The organism is Aquimarina mycalae, from assembly GCF_029906345.1.
Classification (GTDB): Bacteria; Bacteroidota; Bacteroidia; order Flavobacteriales; family Flavobacteriaceae; genus Aquimarina.
Genome location: NZ_JARYGY010000005.1, coordinates 194,603 through 214,148, shown reverse-complemented (window position 1 = coordinate 214,148; position 19,546 = coordinate 194,603). Strand labels below are relative to the sequence as shown.

The 19,546-nt window shown below is 33.2% G+C and carries 19 protein-coding genes; 3 read left to right on the top strand and 16 right to left on the bottom strand.

The features are described 5' to 3' along the window. Window positions 1-19: 19 nt before the first annotated feature. From QBK95_RS13340 to hutH, 5 genes are read right to left on the bottom strand one after another with little or no spacing between them, the layout of a single operon-like run. Window positions 20-661: a DUF2306 domain-containing protein gene (locus QBK95_RS13340; RefSeq protein WP_280934562.1), complete on the bottom strand. Its 642-nt coding sequence runs from the start codon at window positions 659-661 to the stop codon at window positions 20-22. Window positions 662-706: 45 nt separating this feature from the next. Next, window positions 707-1,663, bottom strand: coding sequence for a formimidoylglutamase (hutG, locus tag QBK95_RS13335; RefSeq protein ID WP_280934560.1), 957 nt, complete (start codon window positions 1,661-1,663; stop codon window positions 707-709). Window positions 1,664-1,701: 38 nt separating this feature from the next. Beyond that, complete coding sequence (gene hutU, locus QBK95_RS13330) at window positions 1,702-3,705, bottom strand: urocanate hydratase (protein ID WP_280934558.1); 2,004 nt, start codon at window positions 3,703-3,705, stop codon at window positions 1,702-1,704. Window positions 3,706-3,722: 17 nt separating this feature from the next. After that, window positions 3,723-4,976 carry an imidazolonepropionase gene (hutI, locus tag QBK95_RS13325; protein ID WP_280934556.1) on the bottom strand — a complete coding sequence of 418 codons (1,254 nt, stop codon included), beginning with the start codon at window positions 4,974-4,976 and terminating at the stop codon, window positions 3,723-3,725. Window position 4,977: 1 nt separating this feature from the next. Continuing rightward, a complete protein-coding gene (gene hutH, locus QBK95_RS13320) occupies window positions 4,978-6,558 on the bottom strand; it encodes a histidine ammonia-lyase (protein WP_280934554.1) in 1,581 nt (526 codons plus the stop codon). Window positions 6,559-6,642: 84 nt separating this feature from the next. On the opposite strand from hutH, the gene QBK95_RS13315 reads away from it, so the two are divergent. Then, a complete protein-coding gene (locus tag QBK95_RS13315) occupies window positions 6,643-7,521 on the top strand; it encodes a LysR family transcriptional regulator (RefSeq protein ID WP_280934551.1) in 879 nt (292 codons plus the stop codon). 49 nt (window positions 7,522-7,570) lie between these two features. Here QBK95_RS13315 and QBK95_RS13310 read toward each other — a convergent pair whose 3' ends face one another. The 6 genes from QBK95_RS13310 to QBK95_RS13285 form a co-directional block, all read right to left on the bottom strand. Beyond that, complete coding sequence (locus QBK95_RS13310) at window positions 7,571-7,939, bottom strand: SnoaL-like domain-containing protein (RefSeq protein ID WP_280934548.1); 369 nt, start codon at window positions 7,937-7,939, stop codon at window positions 7,571-7,573. A gap of 95 nt (window positions 7,940-8,034) precedes the next feature. Further along, on the bottom strand, window positions 8,035-9,348 hold the full coding sequence (locus tag QBK95_RS13305; RefSeq protein WP_280934546.1) for a cryptochrome/photolyase family protein: 1,314 nt from the start codon (window positions 9,346-9,348) through the stop codon (window positions 8,035-8,037). Window positions 9,349-9,350: 2 nt separating this feature from the next. After that, a complete protein-coding gene (locus QBK95_RS13300) occupies window positions 9,351-10,049 on the bottom strand; it encodes an SDR family NAD(P)-dependent oxidoreductase (protein ID WP_280934544.1) in 699 nt (232 codons plus the stop codon). A gap of 20 nt (window positions 10,050-10,069) precedes the next feature. Beyond that, on the bottom strand, window positions 10,070-10,564 hold the full coding sequence (locus QBK95_RS13295; RefSeq protein WP_280934542.1) for an SRPBCC family protein: 495 nt from the start codon (window positions 10,562-10,564) through the stop codon (window positions 10,070-10,072). A 69-nt stretch (window positions 10,565-10,633) separates the two neighbouring features. Continuing rightward, window positions 10,634-10,990 (bottom strand): hypothetical protein, encoded by a 357-nt coding sequence (locus QBK95_RS13290; RefSeq protein ID WP_280934540.1) that lies wholly within the window; start codon window positions 10,988-10,990, stop codon window positions 10,634-10,636. Between the two features lie 83 nt (window positions 10,991-11,073). Continuing rightward, window positions 11,074-11,736 (bottom strand): MIP/aquaporin family protein, encoded by a 663-nt coding sequence (locus QBK95_RS13285; RefSeq protein ID WP_280934537.1) that lies wholly within the window; start codon window positions 11,734-11,736, stop codon window positions 11,074-11,076. 121 nt (window positions 11,737-11,857) lie between these two features. On the opposite strand from QBK95_RS13285, the gene QBK95_RS13280 reads away from it, so the two are divergent. Then, window positions 11,858-12,697, top strand: a complete 840-nt coding sequence (locus QBK95_RS13280) for a DUF2911 domain-containing protein (RefSeq protein ID WP_280934535.1) — start codon at window positions 11,858-11,860, stop codon at window positions 12,695-12,697. A 70-nt stretch (window positions 12,698-12,767) separates the two neighbouring features. On the opposite strand, the gene QBK95_RS13275 is transcribed toward QBK95_RS13280, so the two are convergent. The 3 genes from QBK95_RS13275 to QBK95_RS13265 form a co-directional block, all read right to left on the bottom strand. Then, window positions 12,768-12,968: a helix-turn-helix transcriptional regulator gene (locus tag QBK95_RS13275; protein WP_280934533.1), complete on the bottom strand. Its 201-nt coding sequence runs from the start codon at window positions 12,966-12,968 to the stop codon at window positions 12,768-12,770. Next, window positions 12,958-13,425, bottom strand: coding sequence for a hypothetical protein (locus tag QBK95_RS13270; RefSeq protein ID WP_280934532.1), 468 nt, complete (start codon window positions 13,423-13,425; stop codon window positions 12,958-12,960). Before QBK95_RS13270 ends, QBK95_RS13275 begins: the two co-directional genes overlap by 11 nt. 113 nt (window positions 13,426-13,538) lie before the next feature. Then, complete coding sequence (locus QBK95_RS13265; RefSeq protein WP_280934530.1) at window positions 13,539-14,519, bottom strand: Gfo/Idh/MocA family protein; 981 nt, start codon at window positions 14,517-14,519, stop codon at window positions 13,539-13,541. A 231-nt stretch (window positions 14,520-14,750) separates the two neighbouring features. Between QBK95_RS13265 and QBK95_RS13260 the strand changes: the two genes are divergently transcribed. After that, window positions 14,751-15,083 (top strand): hypothetical protein, encoded by a 333-nt coding sequence (locus QBK95_RS13260; protein WP_280934529.1) that lies wholly within the window; start codon window positions 14,751-14,753, stop codon window positions 15,081-15,083. Window positions 15,084-15,148: 65 nt separating this feature from the next. On the opposite strand, the gene QBK95_RS13255 is transcribed toward QBK95_RS13260, so the two are convergent. Both QBK95_RS13255 and QBK95_RS13250 read right to left on the bottom strand, forming a co-directional pair. Next, a complete protein-coding gene (locus QBK95_RS13255) occupies window positions 15,149-16,864 on the bottom strand; it encodes a sodium:solute symporter family protein (protein ID WP_280934527.1) in 1,716 nt (571 codons plus the stop codon). A gap of 170 nt (window positions 16,865-17,034) precedes the next feature. Continuing rightward, complete coding sequence (locus QBK95_RS13250) at window positions 17,035-19,530, bottom strand: PIG-L family deacetylase (protein WP_280934524.1); 2,496 nt, start codon at window positions 19,528-19,530, stop codon at window positions 17,035-17,037. Window positions 19,531-19,546 lie beyond the last annotated feature (16 nt).

The window sequence follows — 19,546 nt, the reverse complement described above, 5'->3', positions numbered from 1 at the left end:
ATGTATATCGTTACAGAAACTAATGTCTTATGTTTGTTATTTTTTGCCTCCAAAAAATAACAAACATAAGTGTTATCAAAGATGGCGTTAACCAAACCCATAAAGTACTGGAGTTTAATGCGGCTAGTAAGAATGCTGTAACTGCAGCACCATATGCACCCGACATCTTTCCAATATGGTTAGATAAATAGGCTGTTGGGTCTGTTTTAAATGTTTTGTAGAGTTTTATATCACGTATTGTAGTCATTATACCAAATCCTCCAAAAAAGAAGAATAGTGCGCTTTTGGGAATTTCATTAAGCTTGTAGTATAAACCAATAATGACCATACTAATAAATACGAGTCCCATTATAACTGTAATGGTTATATCAAGCATACCCAAAGTATAGTGTTTTTTGAACTTAAGTACTCGATTTCCTGAAATCACAAGATAGATAGTGAAAATAGAAAGAAGATGTAGGAGTAAGTTTTCATGATTAGGTAAAAGGGTAATAGGTAATGCGATTAAAGCACTAATCAACATTGTAACAGAAAATACTTTTCCTCCTGAACGATGATAAAACCGTCCTTTTTTGCCAAGAATACTAACTAAACCAGATAGTAACCCTATTCCTCCAAAGAAAGCATGAATGTAAATTAGTATTATAGCAAGATGTTCCATCTTGGAGAGAAAGAATTAGTTTATAAGTATAAAAATATACAAGTATTACGAAGAAATGAATTTCATGATATAATATATTATTCGAGCTGCTAATCGAGCAGTAGAGTTATCAATATCATAATTAGGATTTAATTCTGCAATATCTGTGCTGATTAGCTTACCAGAGTTACATATTTGTTCTATAACAGCTAAAGCAATATCCGGAGAAAAACCAAATGGAGAAGGAGCACTTACTCCAGGTGCGTATGAAGAGGAGAAGCCATCTAAATCAATAGTGAGGTATATGTGGTCTACTGAGTTTATAAAATCTTCAACAGTAGCTGCGACGTGATCCTGGTTAGTGATAGTAAAGTTTGTGTTTTTAATGTGTTTAACTTCAAGTTGATCCGCAATTTCGAACAATGCTCTGTTGTTGGATTCTTCCTGAATACCAAGACAAAGATAATTGAAACGATCGTTCTCTTCTTTTGCGATCTGATAAAATGGAGTGCCAGAATTCCCTTGGCTTTCTACTGCTCTTAGATCAAAATGAGCATCTAGATTTATAATACCAATGGAGGCATTAGGGAAGTGTTTTTTTATTCCTCTATAATGTGCATATGCAAGATCATGACCGCCTCCTAAAATAAAGTTAAAATGCTTTTTATCAATAAGTTGTGATATTTTACCTGAAGTTATATTTTGAGCATTTTCTAAGTTACCATCTTTGCATATAATATCCCCAATATCAATGATATCAACTTCATTATTTAAATGATTAGATAACGATGCCATCATCTTCCTTATCATATCTGGGGCTTGTGCTGCGCCAATTCTTCCTGAGTTTCTTTTTACACCTTCATCACAAGAATATCCTAAAATTGCAAATGACGTTTTTTGTGCTTCAGGGAGTTCATTAAGTTCTAAATCAATACATTTCACTTTTTCATGTAAATACAATGTATCACTAGATTCTCTCCCAGTCCAAACGCTAGGATCTGTTGTTTTATAATTATTCATCATTAAACTAGAAATGTGTTGTTTTTAAAATATATTTTAAATTAAAATAAATCATTTAAAATATTGTTTTCTAAATTATTAGGTATTGTTACTTTAAGTGTTGGTGTACGTTCCATTTCTCTTTTAATAGCAAACAATGCTTCTTCGTTTCTAGCCCAACTTCTTCGAGATATTCCATTATTAACATCATAAAACAACATGTTTTTTAATCGTTTCGAAGCTTCATTAGAACCATCAAGTAAAAGTCCGAATCCTCCATTAATTACTTCACCCCAACCAACGCCACCACCATTATGGATGGATACCCAAGTGGCTCCTCTAAAACTGTCTCCAATAACGTTGTGGATTGCCATATCGGCGGTGAATTTACTTCCGTCATAAATATTACTGGTTTCTCGATAAGGAGAATCTGTTCCACTGACATCGTGATGATCTCTTCCTAAAACTACAGGAGCAGATATATCGCCTGATTTAATAGCTTTATTAAATGCTTCTGCGATCTTTGTTCTTCCTTCGGCATCTGCATATAGAATTCGAGCTTGAGAGCCAACAACGAGCTTATTTAGCTTTGCTTCACTAATCCAGGTGATATTATCCTGCATTTGTTGTTGAATTTCTTCGGGTGCTGAATTTTTAATTTCTCGCATTACTTCGATAGCTATCTGATCTGTTGTATTTAGATCTTCTGTTTTACCCGAAGTACAAACCCATCTGAAAGGTCCAAAACCATAATCAAAGCACATAGGACCTAAAATGTCTTGAACATAGGATGGATATTTAAAATCTATTCCATTAGCAGCCATCACATCAGCTCCTGCACGAGAAGCCTCTAGTAAAAATGCATTTCCATAATCGAAAAAATACGTACCCTTTGCTGTATGTTTATTGATAGCAGTGGCTTGCCTTCTTAAAGATTCTTGAACTTTTATTTTAAAACTGTCAGGATCATTCGCAATCATTATGTTAGCTTCTTCATAACTTAATCCTGCGGGATAATATCCGCCTGACCATGGATTATGCAAAGATGTTTGATCAGATCCAAGATGGATATATATGTTTTCATCATAAAACCGTTCCCAGACATCAACGATATTTCCTTTATATGCGATAGAAACTACTTCAGAATTAAGAATTGCCTTTTGAACTCTTTTAACCAAACCATTTAGATTGTCAATAATTTCGTCTACCCAACCTTGTTCAAAACGCTTTTCTGCTGCATCTGGATTTACTTCAGCACAAACAGTTATACATCTTGCGATATTACCAGCTTTGGGTTGTGCACCACTCATTCCTCCTAAACCAGCTGTCAAAAAGACTTTTCCGGCTGAATCCTCTTTTGGTGTTAATGTTTTTCTAAATGCATTCATTACCGTAATCGTCGTTCCATGAACGATTCCTTGCGGACCAATATACATATAACTTCCAGCCGTCATTTGACCATATTGAGTTACGCCTAATGCATTGTATTTTTCCCAATCATCAGGTTTAGAGTAATTTGGAATCATCATTCCGTTTGTAACAACAACTCTTGGAGCTTCTTTAGATGAAGGAAATAAACCCATTGGATGACCTGAATACATATGTAGTGTTTGCTCTTCGGTCATGGTTGCAAGATAATGCATCGTGATCAGGTATTGTGCCCAATTCTGAAACACAGCTCCATTTCCTCCATAAGTAATTAACTCATATGGATGTTGTGCAACTGCTGGATCTAGATTGTTTTGTATCATCAACATAATTCCTGCAGCCTGAGAGGTAAGCGCTGGATATTCAGTAATTGGCCTTGCGTATATCTCATAATCTGGCATAAACCGATACATGTAGATTCGACCGTATTCATTAAGTTCTTCAAGAAACTCTTTTGCTAGTTCTTTGTGCCATTTTGATGGAAAATATCTCAGAGCATTTCTAAGCGCAAGCTTCTTTTCATCTACCGATAAGATTTGCTTTCGCTTTGGAGCGCGACTTATTTTAGTACTTAGGCTTTTTTTTGGAGGAAGTATTGTTGGGATTCCAGCTATTATTTGTTCTTTGAAAGTGGTCATACTACTTTTTTAAATCTTTAATGTTTATCAATGTAGGTTACATCTCCACGTTTCCAAACTTGTGAAGGAGTAAGTTTACCTTGATGGTATAGAATTTCATTGTAATGATTAATTGGAAAAAGGCAAAAATCTGCTAACTTTCTGGAGGCGAGTGTACCGCGATCTTCTAGTTTTAGTGCAGCAGATGCTCTATACGTGATACCTGCAAGTATTTCTGCATTACTTAATTTTTCGAATGTCCCTAATATACAAGCTTGAGTCAATAAATCACCCATTGGTGCCGATCCAGGATTCCAGTCACTAGCAATTGCTAGAGCACCTCCAGCATCCAAAATTTTGCGAGCAGGAGTAAAACTACATCCTAATCCAATAGAAGCTCCAGGAAGTGCAACTGATATTACATCACTATCTGCTAATATTTTGATTTCCTTATCAGTACTAGCTTCAAGATGATCTGCACTAACAGCTTTAAAAGCTACGGCTATTTCACTACCGCCAGGAGTAAATTGATCGGCATGAACAGTGATATCAAACCCCATTTCTGTAGCTTTTTGAAAATAAGGATGTATATCTTCTTTTGAAAACGCACTTTGTTCTATAAAGGCATCAATTCTGTTAGTTAGATGTTCTGATTTTAGTATTGGAAATAGGGTAGAAGAGATCTCTGCTAAATACTCTTGGTGAGTACCTTCATAGTCTTTAGGTAACATATGTGCAGCTAAACAGGTAGGAATTAGATCCGACTCTAAATGTAAGCTAGCTTCTTTGATGGCTCTTAACATCTTAAGCTCTTCTTCTATAGATAATCCATAACCACTTTTAACCTCGACAGTTGTAATTCCTTTTTTAAGAAGCTGGTTAGCTCTTTTAGTAATTCCTTGCGAAAGCTCTTGTTGATCCGCTGTTCTGGTGTTAGTTACTGTATCCCAGATTCCCCCACCTGCTTTCGCAATTTCTAAATATGTTTTCCCCGAATTGCGCATAGCATAATCGTTTGCTCTGGATCCAGAGAAACAAATATGTGTATGTACATCTATGAATCCTGGTAAACATACATAATCGGATTGAAGCTTTACAATTTCTGCATCCAGACTGTTTGCAACTTCTACTAAATCACTATATGTCCCGATAGAATGAATGTATTCACCTTCTGTAAGAATTCCTGCATTATTAATTACAGGAAGGTCTTTATCTTGTAAGGCACCTTTGAGTGGTAAACCATTCATAGGTAGTAATTGGCTAATAGGTCCAATAAGTTTATATTTTGTCATCTTAATAAGTTTCAAATTGACCAGAGAATTTTGTTTCTAAAGTTAAGCTCTCTTTTTTGGCGACTTCATTTGCTAGTATAATGATAGTTTTGTTTTTAATGATATCAATTCCTTTTTCTATATCATCTGCAAAAACACGATCTTTTTCTGCGAAAGAAACTTTTTTGCGAATAGCTTTATGAATTTCGTCAAGAATTACTCCTGATTTCATTGGTTTTCTGAATTCAAAAGCTTGTGCGGCAGTCAATAGTTCTATAGCAAGTATTTTTTCTACATTTTCGATTACTCTTAAAGCTTTTCTACCACCAATAGATCCCATACTTACATGATCTTCTTGTCCTAAAGATGTAGGTATACTATCTGCACTTGAAGGGAAACATAACCCTTTGTTTTCACTAGCTAATGCAGCAGTAGTATATTGTAATATCATATATCCTGAATTGATACCTGTATCTTCCATTAGTAATTTAGGGACCCCAGGAGAATTACCTTCTAATGCTAAGTAAATTCTTCGATCTGAAATATTTCCGATTTCCGAAGCAGCCAAACACGCATAATCGATTGCCATAGCAAGTGGTTGACCATGAAAACTACCTCCACTAATGGTAAGGTCTTCGTTAATGATTATTGGATTATCTGTAACAGAGTTTAATTCGATTTCTACTAATTCTTTAAGATGTAACCAAGCATTTCTAGATGCTCCGTGTACTTGCGGTATACACCTTAATGAATATGGATCCTGAACACGATCGCAATCAATATGATCTTCCATAATTTCAGATCCTTTTAACAAAGATTTCACTCTGGAAGCTACGTGGATATTTCCTTTAAATGGCCTTAATTCATGCAATTCATTATAAAAAGGCTTTACCGAACCCTGTAACCCTTCTATCATCATTGCTCCAATAATATCAGCTTGCGAAAGGCAACTATGTAGTTTTTCAACCACTTTTACAGCATGAGCAGCAATGAATTGAGTTCCGTTAATCAAGGCGAGCCCCTCTTTTGGACCTAAATCTAATGTTGTGAGATTGGTTATTTCAAAAAGCGAAGAAGTACTGATTTCTTTACTTTGGTAGTTAACTTTTCCTAAGCCTATTAATGGTAAAAATAAATGAGATAATGGAGCTAAATCTCCAGAAGCACCTACAGAACCTTGTGAAGGAACAACAGGGATAGCATCATTGTCAATATGCCAAAGTATACGATCCAATGTACTTTCTGCAATACCAGAATATCCTTTAGATAGTGATTGCAACTTTAGAATCAGCATGAGCTTAGCAATTTCAGTATCAATCGGCTCACCAACACCAACACTATGACTTTGTAAAATGTTTGATTGGAGGATTTTTGTCTCTTCTTTGGAAATCATAGTGGTACACAGAGGGCCAAAACCTGTATTTATACCATATACTGGATGACCTTTATCTACAATGTTTTCAACTACCTGGCGACTTTTTCTAATTTTTTCTCGATTCGTTTCAGAAATGATGCCTTTAACTGTGCCTGAAGCTATTTTTATGGCGATCCCAGCTGTTAAATAATCTTCTCCGAATAGGAATTGGTTTGATATTTTGGACATTTTAATCTGTTCTTATTTGTATAGACTAAGATAATATGTATTTTTAATACTTAGAAATACTAATTTTATCAATTATTAATAACTATGAGTTATCAATTGGAGTTACGTCATTTTACTTATTTTTTGGCTGTAGCTGAAGAATTGCATTTTAGAAAAGCAGCAGAACGACTTTTTATTTCGCAACCTGGATTGAGTAGACAGATCAAACAAATGGAAGAAATCATAGGGGCAGAACTGTTTATCAGAAATAAAAGAAATGTAAGATTAACTGTGGCTGGAGAATATCTTAAAAAAGAAATAGAATATATTTTTAATCATATTAATTTTACCGTCAAACAGACTGCGTTAATTGATGCAGGAAGTGAAGGAGAGGTTAGAATTGGTTTTTTAGGCTCTGCTATTCAAACAGTTATTCCAGAGCTTTTGGTTCAAGCTGATAAAGAGTTTCCTAAAATACAGTTTAGTTTGGAAGAAATGTCTAATTATGATCAAGTGAAAGCAATTGTTAGTGACGAATTAGATATAGGGTTTGTTAGGTTAGCAAGAGTTCCTGATGGATTGAGTATAAAAGCTGTACAAACAGATACGTTTTCATTAGTCTTGCCAAAAGATCATGTATTGAATAGCGAAAATTTTAAAAGTATAGCTCAAGTAGCAGAAGAACATTTTGTTTTATTCTCTTCTGATTACAGCTCACTTTATTATGATAAGATTATGAGTATTTGTGAAGATAAAGGATTTACACCTATTGTATCTCATAAATCGGTACACGCACAAACAATTTTTAAGTTAGTAGAAAGCGGGTTAGGCGTTGCGATAGTGCCTACATCTTTGCAATATGGATTTGATTTAAATGTAAAATTTTTAGAAATACCAAAAATTCCGCAACGGGCAGCATTGTCAGTCATTTGGAAAGAAGATAATCGGAATCCTGCTTTGAATAAGGTGAAAAGATTTCTGTAACAAATAAAAAATCAGACTAGAATAAGTCTGATTTTTTATTTGTATTGTTTTACTGAGTGGGCATAGAATAGAAAAATTGCTCTTCAGTTATTTTACCATTGTTTACATTGTACACAGCAAGTTCTTCAATTTGCATGCGACCTTGTCCTTTAAAAGTACAGTCCATTTTCATTTTGCATGAAAAATGATTTTCGGCTACAATAGGATCTGAAATTTCACCACCATGAAATTCTTCTACAGTAGCGTACCAATCCTGACTTTTTTTAGTGACTGCATCTTTCCCACTAGTAATAGAATTAGGTGCTCCAGGCATTTCCTTACTTACTATATTGTCATCATATAGTTCTTTTAAAGCTTGCATGTTTTCTCCTTGACGGCAAAGTTCTACTAAACGGTTGGCTACTTCTTGTGTATTCATTGGTTCGGAGTTTATTGGTTTGTAATGGATTTGCGATGCTATTAAATTACAAAAAACTTCAATTCATAATTTTAAAGAAATGTTATAATTTAAAGTTAACCCACTGCTTCTTTATAAATTTTGAGACAACGTTCTCTTGCAAATTTATGATCAACTATTGGTTTTGGGTATGTTAACTCGTTAAGATCTTTCACCCATTGATTTATATATATTAGTTTTTTATCAAATTTGGTGACTTGTGTTGTTGGGTTAAAGATTCTAAAATATGGAGCTGCATCTACTCCAGATCCCGCTGCCCATTGCCAATTACCTATATTGGCAGACATATCATAATCTAATAGTTTCTCTGCAAAATATGCTTCTCCCCAACGCCAGTCGATAAGCAGGTGTTTGCATAAAAAGCTTGCAACTAGCATTCTAACTCGATTATGCATAAATCCTGTTTGATTTAATTCTCTCATTCCTGCATCTACTAAAGGATACCCTGTTTCACCTTTTTTCCAAGCTGTGAATTCATCCTCATTGTTTCGCCATTCGATGCGATCATATTTTGGCCTAAAAGATTTTTCTTTAGTATGTGGAAAATGCCATAAAATTTGCATAAAAAACTCTCGCCAGATTAACTCTGACCAAAATACTTCATTCTTTTCTTCTATAGCTTGTTTAACAATCGTTCTGATACCTACAGTTCCAAAACGTAGGTGAGGACCTAGTCTTGATGTTCCATTCTTTATCGAAGGATAATCTCTGGTGTTTTCATAGTTTTCTATAAGGGTAGGTGTTAAGGTGTAGGGCAAAACTTTTAATGTGGATTTATAAAACCCCATTTCTTCTAAAGATACTTCTGGAAGATCTTTGATTTTGATGAATTTTTCCAGAAAACCTTCAGTTTTATAAACTTTTAATTTAGATGGGTTAAAATGTTCTTTCCACTTGTTTTTGTAAGGAGTATATACTACATATGGATCACCGTTCGCTTTTACAATTTCATTTTTCGAAAAAATCACTTGATCTTTAAAAGAATAGAAAGTGATGTTGTTATTACTTAGTAAGTTTTTGATTTCGTGATCACGTTTAATGGCATATGGTTCATAATCTTCGTTTGTATATACCGCATTGATATTATAATCTTTATTTTTTAAAATAGTATTAAAAATATCTTTTGGATCGCCATAAAACATTCCTAAAGAGCTATTGTGTTTATGCGTAAGCTCTTTTTTAATAGTCAATAATGTCTCGAAAATAAAAGAAACTCTGGAATCATTCTTAGGAAGTTTATCAAGAATTTCTTTATCAAAAATGAAAATAGGCAAAACAGGAATACCGCTTTGCAAGGCATGAAGTAAACCAATATTATCATCTAATCTTAGATCTCTACGAAACCAAAACAGATTTATGACTTTAGACATAGTTAGTTAATATTAAGAGTAGACATTCCTCCATCTACACCGATTACTTGACCCGTTATCCAACTGCTTTGATCGCTTAATAAAAAAGCAGCTATGTTGGCAATATCTTCTGCATGGCCAACACGTTTTAAAGGATGACGTTGATTCATTAGTTCTTTCTTTTTATCGTTGCTTAACAATCTTTTCGCTAATGTAGTATCTGTTAATGACGGAGCGATTACATTTACTCTAAAATTAGGAGCATATTCTGCGGCTAAAGCTTTAGCAAAACCTTCTATTGCTCCTTTTGCTGCAGCAATACTAGTATGAAAAGGCATACCAATTTTTACAGCAACTGTACTAAAGAAAATTAAACTTGCTTGTTCAGATTTTTTTAATTTAGGTAATAGCGAATGTATAATTCTAACCAGAAACATAAAATTAATTTGCATGTCTTCTTCAAATGTTTTGGGATCTAACATGTTGAAGGGTTTTAGGTTAATACTTCCAGGACAATAGACGAAACCATCAATAGTTTCAGGTAAAAGAGAAATATCTATTTCATCTTTGGAAGCATCATAAGGAATATGAGTAACTTCTAGATTTCCTAAATTTTCACTAGTTCGGGAAGCAATAAAAATAGTGTGTTCACGGTATAGTTTTAAGGCAATTTCGAATCCTATTCCATGACTACCTCCGATAAGTAAAATGTTCTTTCTCATGTGTGCATTTCTTTGTGTAATTAGATAAATTCGATTTTATTGGTGTGTTTAGCTTCAAATTTCCCAAAAAGTTGTATTAACTTTTCCCTGCGATAATTGAATATTTCTTTCAGTTTTGGTTTTACAATAATAGGATGAACAAGTTGTCCTAAAATGCCAAAAGGTATTTTGTAATCTATAATATCTTCCATTTCTACACCTCCAGGAACTTCTTTGATAAAATGCTTATGATGCCATAAGGCATACGGACCGAACCGCTGTTCATCTACAAAATATTCTTTGTCTACTGCATGGGTAATTTCTGTAACCCATTTACTTTTTATACCAGCAACTGGTGTTACTATGTATTGAATAATCTGTCCAGGATACATTTTTCTGTCAGCTCCAGATATAATCTGGAATCCCATATATTCTGGAGTAATTGTCTTTAGGTTTTTAGGATCTGAGAGAAAATCCCACGCTTCCTGAATTGAAATAGGAAGATATTGTTTGGATTTTAGAGTGTATATTTTCATTTTGCACCTTTTTTGCTAAGGTACAATCATTTTGTTTAATAAATAATTAAAATACATAAACAAAAAAATCTAGAAATAAGATTCGGCCCATGATTTAGCTTCTTCCAGGTTTTCAAAAAAAGCAAATGATTTGTCAAATAACTTCTGTTCCATAATCGCTTTGTCACGATCTGTTTTTTCCTTCGATACAATTGCTAACCCTTTCATATTAGTTAGTTGTCCTTGTCTATATACTTCAGAAGATACTTGATGGTTGTGTTTTCTATAAGAAATCATTAGAAAGCTTTTTTCTCCATAATGGGAGCGAAGCTTTTTTCTAATAATATTTGCTCTATCGAGAGTTAAGGTAACGTCTTCATTAATTGTTACGATAACAAATTTTTCATACAACTCTACTGTACAAAAGTCATTGGTGTATAATTCCATTGGGGGAAACTTAATATTATTATAAAGATATGTTAAATCAAATGAATTTTGAAATACTAAAAGAATAAAAAATTGTATTTAATTTAACAATCCTTGCAACAGTTGTCAGATTTTGTGACTTTACAAGTCATTACCGCAAGGATAGCACCTATTATTGGAGCAGTCATATATAACCATTGGTGTTCCCAATGCCCAGATAATAATGCTGGACCGAATGATCTTGCTGGATTCATAGAGGCATTGGTCATAGGACCTGCAAACATTGCTTCCAGAAGCACTACACCGCCGATAGCGATTCCAGCCATCATACCTACTTCTTTCGATCCAGTAGAAACGTTAATGATGACAAGCATTAAAAAATAGGTAAGAAGAATTTCTAAAATAAAAGCTCTTAAGTCATCAAAAGAAGGCAAAGTTCCTCCTAAGAATTCACTATCAGGAAATAGAAACAATAAAATGCTACTAGCCGCAATTGCTCCAATAAACTGAGCGATAATATACTTCGGAACTTCTTTCCATTTGAACTTTTTGGCATACGCAAAAGCAATCGTAACTGCAGGATTAAAGTGAGCTCCCGAAATATCTCCAAATGCATAAATCATAGCCATTACTACAAGTCCCCAAGTAACCGCGATACCTACATGTGTAACATCACCACCAGTAACTTCATTAATTGTCATTGCTCCTGTACCACAAAATACCATGGTAAAAGTTCCTATTGCTTCAGATATATATTTACGCCACATATGTTTAGAAATGATAGCAAATATAACACTAGTTATTTTAAGTTTTTGTTAACTCTAAATGTATGCGTAATTATTATTTTCGTTACTAGTAATACTAATTAATAGACTAAATTTAAACACAATGAAAAAGATCATCTTATTTGTATCTGCAGCTTTACTATCGTTTGGAATTGAAGCACAGATAAAAACACCTCAGCCTAGTCCTTCTTCTAAAATAGAACAAGTAGTTGGGTTAACAGATGTTTCGGTAGAATACTCTAGACCAAGTATGAAGGGACGTACCATTTTTGGAAACCTTGTACCATTTGATAAATTATGGAGAACAGGTGCTAACAAAAATACACAGATTACCTTTAGTGATGATGTAAAAGTTGGAGATAGCCCACTTAAAAAGGGAACTTATGCAATTTTTACAAAACCAGGAAAAGAAAGTTGGGAGGTTGTTTTTTATAGCGACGCTAATAACTGGGGAACTCCAAGAGAATGGGATGACTCTAAGGTTGCTGCAACAATAAAAGTAAAAGCAAATGCATTACCATTTAGTGTAGAGACTTTTACGCTAATGTTTAGTGACTTCACAATGGATAGTGCTCATTTAAATTTTATATGGGAAAAAACAGAAGCTGCTGTTAAGATTACTGTTCCTACTAAGGAAATAGCATCCGAGAGTATTGAAAAAGTTATGGCTGGACCATCTGCAAATGATCACTATCAAGCGGCAGTGTTTTTTAAGGATACTGAAGACTACGCTAAAGCTAAAGAACATATAGAAAAAGCGGTAGCTGGTAGAGGTGATGCTTTTTGGTACCATAGACAACATTCTTTAATCTTGGCAAAAACAGGAGATAAAGATGGTGCTGTTAAAGCTGCTAAGACTTCTTTAGAGCTTGCAGAAAAGGCAGGAAATGCTGACTATGTAAAATTAAACAAAGATTCACTTGCTGAATGGGGAGCTAAGTAAGCATCCTTTTTCTTTACACAAATATTAAAGCGTTCGATATGATAGTCGAACGCTTTTGTTTTTTAATGAATTAATCTTCACTATCCAAAAAGAAAACTTCCTCTACTGATTTATTGAATAATTTTGCAATTTTCAATGCTAAAACGGTGGAAGGAACATATTTGTTTTTTTCCATAGCATTAATAGTTTGTCTGCTTACTCCAATCTTCGCAGCCAAATCTGCTTGGGTAAGATCATGAATTGCTCTCTCAACTTTTATATTATTCTTCATGATTAGGTTTTTTATAAACTACATAGTTAAATCGGAGAATAAATATCAATATAGGAGTAAACATGTTGTAAATCAATACATTGAAATATTGCATGTCATATATGAATATTGTTGCAAATAACAAAATACCGTAATTCACTAAAATAGCCCATGTTAAGGAATCTAATCGTATTTTAGAAATAAACTCATCTTCTATCTTTTCTTTAGAAAAGCTTACCATTAAACCCCCTATGATAATTATAATGGTAATTAATTCATCAACAATATCATTCGTAATAATACTAATGATACCATTGTTAGTTTTAGAGAAAGCTCCATTGTGAAATAAAGAAATGACTTTAGTTTCAATGAAGTTTGATTCTAAGTCTTTTATTAAAAGAATAATCCCAAAAATGATTCCAATAATAAATAAAACCCAACCAGGCTTTTTAAATTTGTTCGATAATAAATATTTCATCTTGTTCGATTTTTGATTAATGATTCAAAAGTAAATATTTTTTTACTAAAAGTAAAGTATTTTTTACATTTTGTAAAAAAAAACATTTCTTTAACATAGTGTTTTGTACCTAATTAATCATAATGTAAATCAATTTTTTCTCTTACAGTATCAAGTAATCGTATCAATTGAACGCTTTTTTCAAAAGACATAATAGTACTTTCTGTATTTCCTTGTTGTAACATTTTTTGTACATGTATGGCTTCATAACTATAACCATTTGTGTCCACAGGAAATTTATGAAGTGTAGAAATTCCATTTTGAGTAATGGTAACAGATGAAGGTTCATGAAAACGGCTATTGATGGTAATAGTGCCTTTTTCTAATTCAATAATAGCTTCTGTATTTGTTTCTTTGGTAATAGAGCTATGTAATGATGCTTCAACATTGTTTTTATAGGTGAGAAGTACATTGCACTGTTCATCAACTCCAGTTTTCGAAAAACTGGCTGTAGCTTCTATTTTATCGGGATATCCTAAGGTAGTTAGAGCAGCAAATAAGGGATAGATTCCTACATCTAATAGACTTCCTCCTCCTAGTTTTTTATTAAATAATCTACTTTCTGGATTAAACGCACTATCAAACCCGAAATCTGCTTTTAGTTTTACTACGTTCCCAAGTTTTTTAGATGCAATAATATCTAATGCATACTCATAATGAGGCAAGAAATAGGTCCATAGAGCTTCCATTAAAAAAGTGCTGTTTTTTTTTGCTGCAAGAATCATTTCTTCTACTTGGTATAGATTCATTGCAAAAGGTTTTTCACAAAGTGTAGCTTTTTTATTCTGAATACACATTAATGTGTTTTCAGAATGAAATACGTGCGGTGTTGCTATATAGATGACATCTACTTCAGGATTATGGGTAAGTTCCTCATAACTTCCATAACAGGTGAAAACATTATGTAGTTCTCCGAAATCTTTAGCTTTTTTGAGGCTACGACTAGCTACTGCAAATAAAACAGCTCCAGGAACTTTTTTTAGATCTTCTGCAAATTTATGAGCAATTTTACCACAACCAATGATTCCCCAGTTATAATTCTTTTTTTGATTCATAGTGTATTAAAATTACAAATATTTAAAGGATTTGTTCTTTAAAACCTATAATCTGCTCAATAACTTTTATATTATTGAGATAAGTAACTAAAGATGTTTTTTCGATATTTCTTAATTATGAGCTTGATTTTTTGATGTAAATGCAAAACAGATAGTGATATGGTCAAAGATTTTTGATCTATCGTCAATTTTTATTAAATTTAAAGTACTCACTTTTAAAACCTAACCGCAATGAAAAATCAAATTACTTCAAAAGAATCTACTAGTCGAGAGACACATACGCATAAATTAAGTCGTATGAAAAATGAACTTTCTGTAATGCTTACTGAGTTACATTCATATCGATGTGAACCATGTACGCCAGCAATGCATGAGCAGTATTTAGAGTTAGATAATAGTGGTCGTAAGTTAAAATATACCATTAATAGGGCTTCTGATATGATAAAAGATTCTATGAAGTTTCCAAAGGATATAGGTGATGAGATCGTAGGAGTAATGAAAAAGTATCGTATGTTTCAAAAGAAACTATATTCTTATCGATCCGAGGCAATTGCGCATCATTAATAATATTGCTCCAAACTAAAAAATCCCGATTTTTACTATCGGGATTTTTTAGTTTTTTAATATTACTATACTTGTGTTTCTGGGTTAATATTTTTAGTAGGGATAATTGATTGTAAAATAATAGCAATAAACATAACTAATAAGCATCCGAACAAATTTAACCAGAGGTATGGCATCCAATCATAGTACCATCCAATAGTAACGATTACCTGAGTGATTAATGCTGCGATAAAAGTAGCATTGCTTTGTACATATTTAATAAAGAAAGCAAGCATAAAAATCCCTAACACATTTCCATAAAAAATTGATCCAATGATATTTACTAATTCGATTAAGTTTTCGAATAGGTTGGCAAAGCAAGCAACAATAATCGCTAATATTCCCCATAATAATGTAAAAAACATAGTAGCTACTACATAGTGTTTCTCACTTTTTTCTCCCACATTTCTTTTATAAAGATCTATTACTGTTGTAGATGCTAATGCATTCAATTCTGAGGCGGTAGATGACATTGCTGCAGACAGAATAACTGCAAGTAACAAGCCTATCAGTCCTTTAGGTAGATTATTAAGGATAAAATGTATAAAAACGTAATCTTTATCATTGGTTTCTACTTCTGGATTTGCTTTCTTAATTAGATCTTTGGCAGCCTGTCTAGCTTCTGTTTCTTTTATATTTAATTTTTCAATATAATTTTTCGCTTCTGATTTTCTGATACTTTCAGCTCCCTTTGTTGAAATATGGTCATTAATGAATTTTTCTTTTTCTTCTTGAATAACAAATAGTTGATTTTCTAACGCTTTGTATTCTTCATGATAAGGAGAGTCTACAATTACTTCTTTGGCAGCAGGATTAAAATTTAACGGAGCCTGATTAAATTGATAAAACACAAATACCATTATTCCTACTAGTAATATGAAAAATTGCATAGGCACTTTGAGTAGTCCATTGAATAGAAGTCCTAATTGACTTTCTTTAATAGATTTACCAGATAAGTATCGCTGTACCTGACTTTGATCGGTACCGAAATAGGATAGGAATAAAAAGGTACCTCCAATAATTCCACTCCAAAAAGTGTATCTATTATTAAGTAAACTATCTTTAGTAAGTGTGAAATCAATGACGTTCATTTTTCCACTAGCTCCAGCGATATCTAATGCTTTAGAAAATGTAATTCCGTCTGGGAGATAACTGATAATTATAAAGAAGGTAATAAACATTCCTATAAAAATGATTCCCATCTGATGTTTTTGTGTAACGCTTACGGCTTTGGTACCTCCTGAAACGGTATAAATAATAACTAAAAACCCAATGATTATATTTAAAACAGTAAGGTTCCACCCCAAAACGGCTGATAAAATAATAGAAGGAGCGAATATGGTAATACCAGCTGCCAAACCTCTCTGAACCAAAAATAAAGTAGCTGTAAGTGTTCTTGTTTTTAGGTCGAATCTACTTTCTAAATATTCATAGGCTGTATATACATTCAATTTGTGAAAAAGAGGAATAAAAATAACGCATATGATTATCATAGCTATAGGCATTCCGATATAAAATTGAGCAAAACCCATCCCAGAATGAAAGGCTTGTCCTGGAGTAGAAAGAAACGTTATCGCACTTGCTTGTGTTGCCATAACAGATAAGCCTATGGTCCACCATTTTGCTTCATTTCCTCCACGAATATAATCTTTTACGGTTGCGCTTCCTCGGGTTTTCCAAGCTCCGTATAAAACAATAAATAATAAGGTTCCACCTAATACGATCCAGTCTATAAGTTGCATATGCTAAGGATAAGTTATGAGTTATGAATTATGAATAGGCGGTTGTTATCCAATAAAATATCAGAATATAAACTGCATTGGCAATCAATAAGGCAGTGTACAGTTTTTTCCATACAATTTTTCCATTCGGACCATTCATATCTATTGTTATTATTTGTTAGTTTTATTGATTACTTTCCCAGGGAAAGCATATTCGCAAATAGGCGATAGGCTCCCGATACACCAGCAGGAAATTCTCTAAAGAAGCTTAATCCAGTATATACATAGTATCCTTTTCCGTATTTGGATACCAGTAGTGCTCCTTTTTTTTCAGATTCACCTTTGTCATTTGATGCTAAAATAGGAGTGTATTCATCAGACCATTCATTAGGAAAATATAATCCACGTTCTTGTACCCAACCATCAAAATCTTTACTTGTAATTTTGTTAGGAGTATTCAATACTGGATGATCAGTTGCTAATAGTTTTATGGTTGCATTTTCGTTGGTAACGCGATCTCTGGATAATTTTAGAGGGTAAGGTCCCAGATTTTCTTTGACCTTTAATCGATGACTTGTATTATATTGAATAATAAGGTTTCCACCATTTTCAACATATTTTAAAAGATGTTTCTGTTTGAATTTTAATTCTTCTACAGTATTATAAGCTCTTATCCCTACAACAATAGCATCAAATGGTTTTAATGTAGCTTCCGATATTGATTCAGGAGAGATTTTGGTTACTTGATATCCGATTTGTTGTAAGCTTTCTGGAACGATGTCTCCTGCACCTTCGATATATCCTATGTTTTGTCCTTTTTTTTGTATATCTAATCGAACTACCTTCGTTTCAGACGGAAGCACTACTGTTTGAAATGGTATGTGATCATAATCAATAGTAATAACTTCATCAGAATACGTTTTCCCTTGAAGGTTTACTTTTGGTGATATGTATCCTTCACTTTGATTTTTTGGAGCAGTAAGTGTAAAAACTAACGTTTTTTCTTCTCCTTTTTGGCTTAAGTTAAATTCGATACTTTCTGGTGAAACCGTCCATCCATCTGGATGTGATAGAGAAACACTTCCTTCGAGATTTGGTTTTCCTGCTTTTAATATAACTGGGATTTGTTTTGCTGGACCATTTGCATAAATAATAACTTTATCCTTTATACTCGCCGAAACCGCAGGAATGATTTCAAAAGGTTTATAAACTTCACCTTTTACAGGATCATTGGTCTTATATATAATATCTTTTTGATAAGAAATAGGAGTGCCAAGTATCTCAATATTGAACACTGCTTTTGTGTGATGATTGGTTTCAGGAGTTCCTATTAATTTTTGATCCGAAACCTTATACATTCCCAAAGTACCTTTGTCTTTTAACCAATATGGAGAAGTATAATCTGTATTAGTAATTTTTCCTTTTAATTCATAATTCTTCTTACTATTATTCTCTAAAGGAATATCAATGTTTTTAGAAACACCAATACTGGAAATTTCAATAGATTTTAAGATAATGGGAGCTGCGCTTCTGTTTATAGCTTCTATATTAATTGTAATCTCATTACTGTTTGTAGTGTATGACTCTTTGCTAACAGCTTCCAGATAAAGTCCAGCGGTTGCAACAATAATATCTTTGATTTCTTTGGATTTAATTTTTTTCCAATGTGCGTTTTCAAGTTTATTAATTAGCTGGTACGCTTTTACTAATTGAGTGATGGAGCGAGCAGGGTTTTTAAAATCAAAATCTCTTTCTACCTGATAAAGGATATCGCCAATAGCTTTTCCTCCAACAACTCGGTTCCAAGAGGTGTCGATACCTTCAAAAATATTTGTTCTGTCTTTAGGTAATTCTCCTTTTATTAATTCTATATACTCTGTTTGCGTTCCTCGAGTTCCTGTACTTCCAAATCCTTGTGATTTATGCTGACTACGACTTAGTGATGCGATTTCTGTATTAGAAAGTCCTAAATCAGAATAATAAACACCTGTGTCAAATTCTAAAAGATTTGATTTATCTGCTTTTTCAAAATTTTCTCTGCTTCCGTAAAACCACCAAGATGTATTAAAGAATAATCGTTTTGGTTGCCAAATATCAACATGTTTTAATTGTGCAGGATATATATTTTTGTCAGCAACCATATCAAAAGCTTCTACACTCAACATTGCAGAAGAAGTATGATGACCATGAGTGCTTCCTGGAGTTCTATGGTTAAAACGATTGATAATAACATCTGGTTGAAATTTTCGTATTGCCCAAACAACATCATTCAATACTTCTTTTTTATCCCAGATAGCTAAAGTTTCATCTGGATGTTTAGAGTATCCAAAATCATTTGCTCGAGTAAACATTTGTTCACCTCCATCTGTGCGACGAGCAGCTAATAGTTCTTGTGTTCTTATTACTCCTAGTAACCCCCTTATTTCTGGTCCAATTAGATTTTGTCCTCCATCGCCTCTGGTAAGAGATAAGTATGCTGTTCTGGCTTTTATCTGATTAGCCATATAGGATATCAGTCTCGTATTTTCATCATCGGGATGAGCAGCAACATATAAAACAGAGCCTAAAAAATTAAGTTTTTTAATGGCTTCATGAATTTCAACGGCATTAAGTTTTTCAGGTTGTTGCGCTACGGCAATATGTAAAAACAGAATACTAAAAGGTATTACAAAAAGTAATTTTCGCATAATATTTGATTGATAC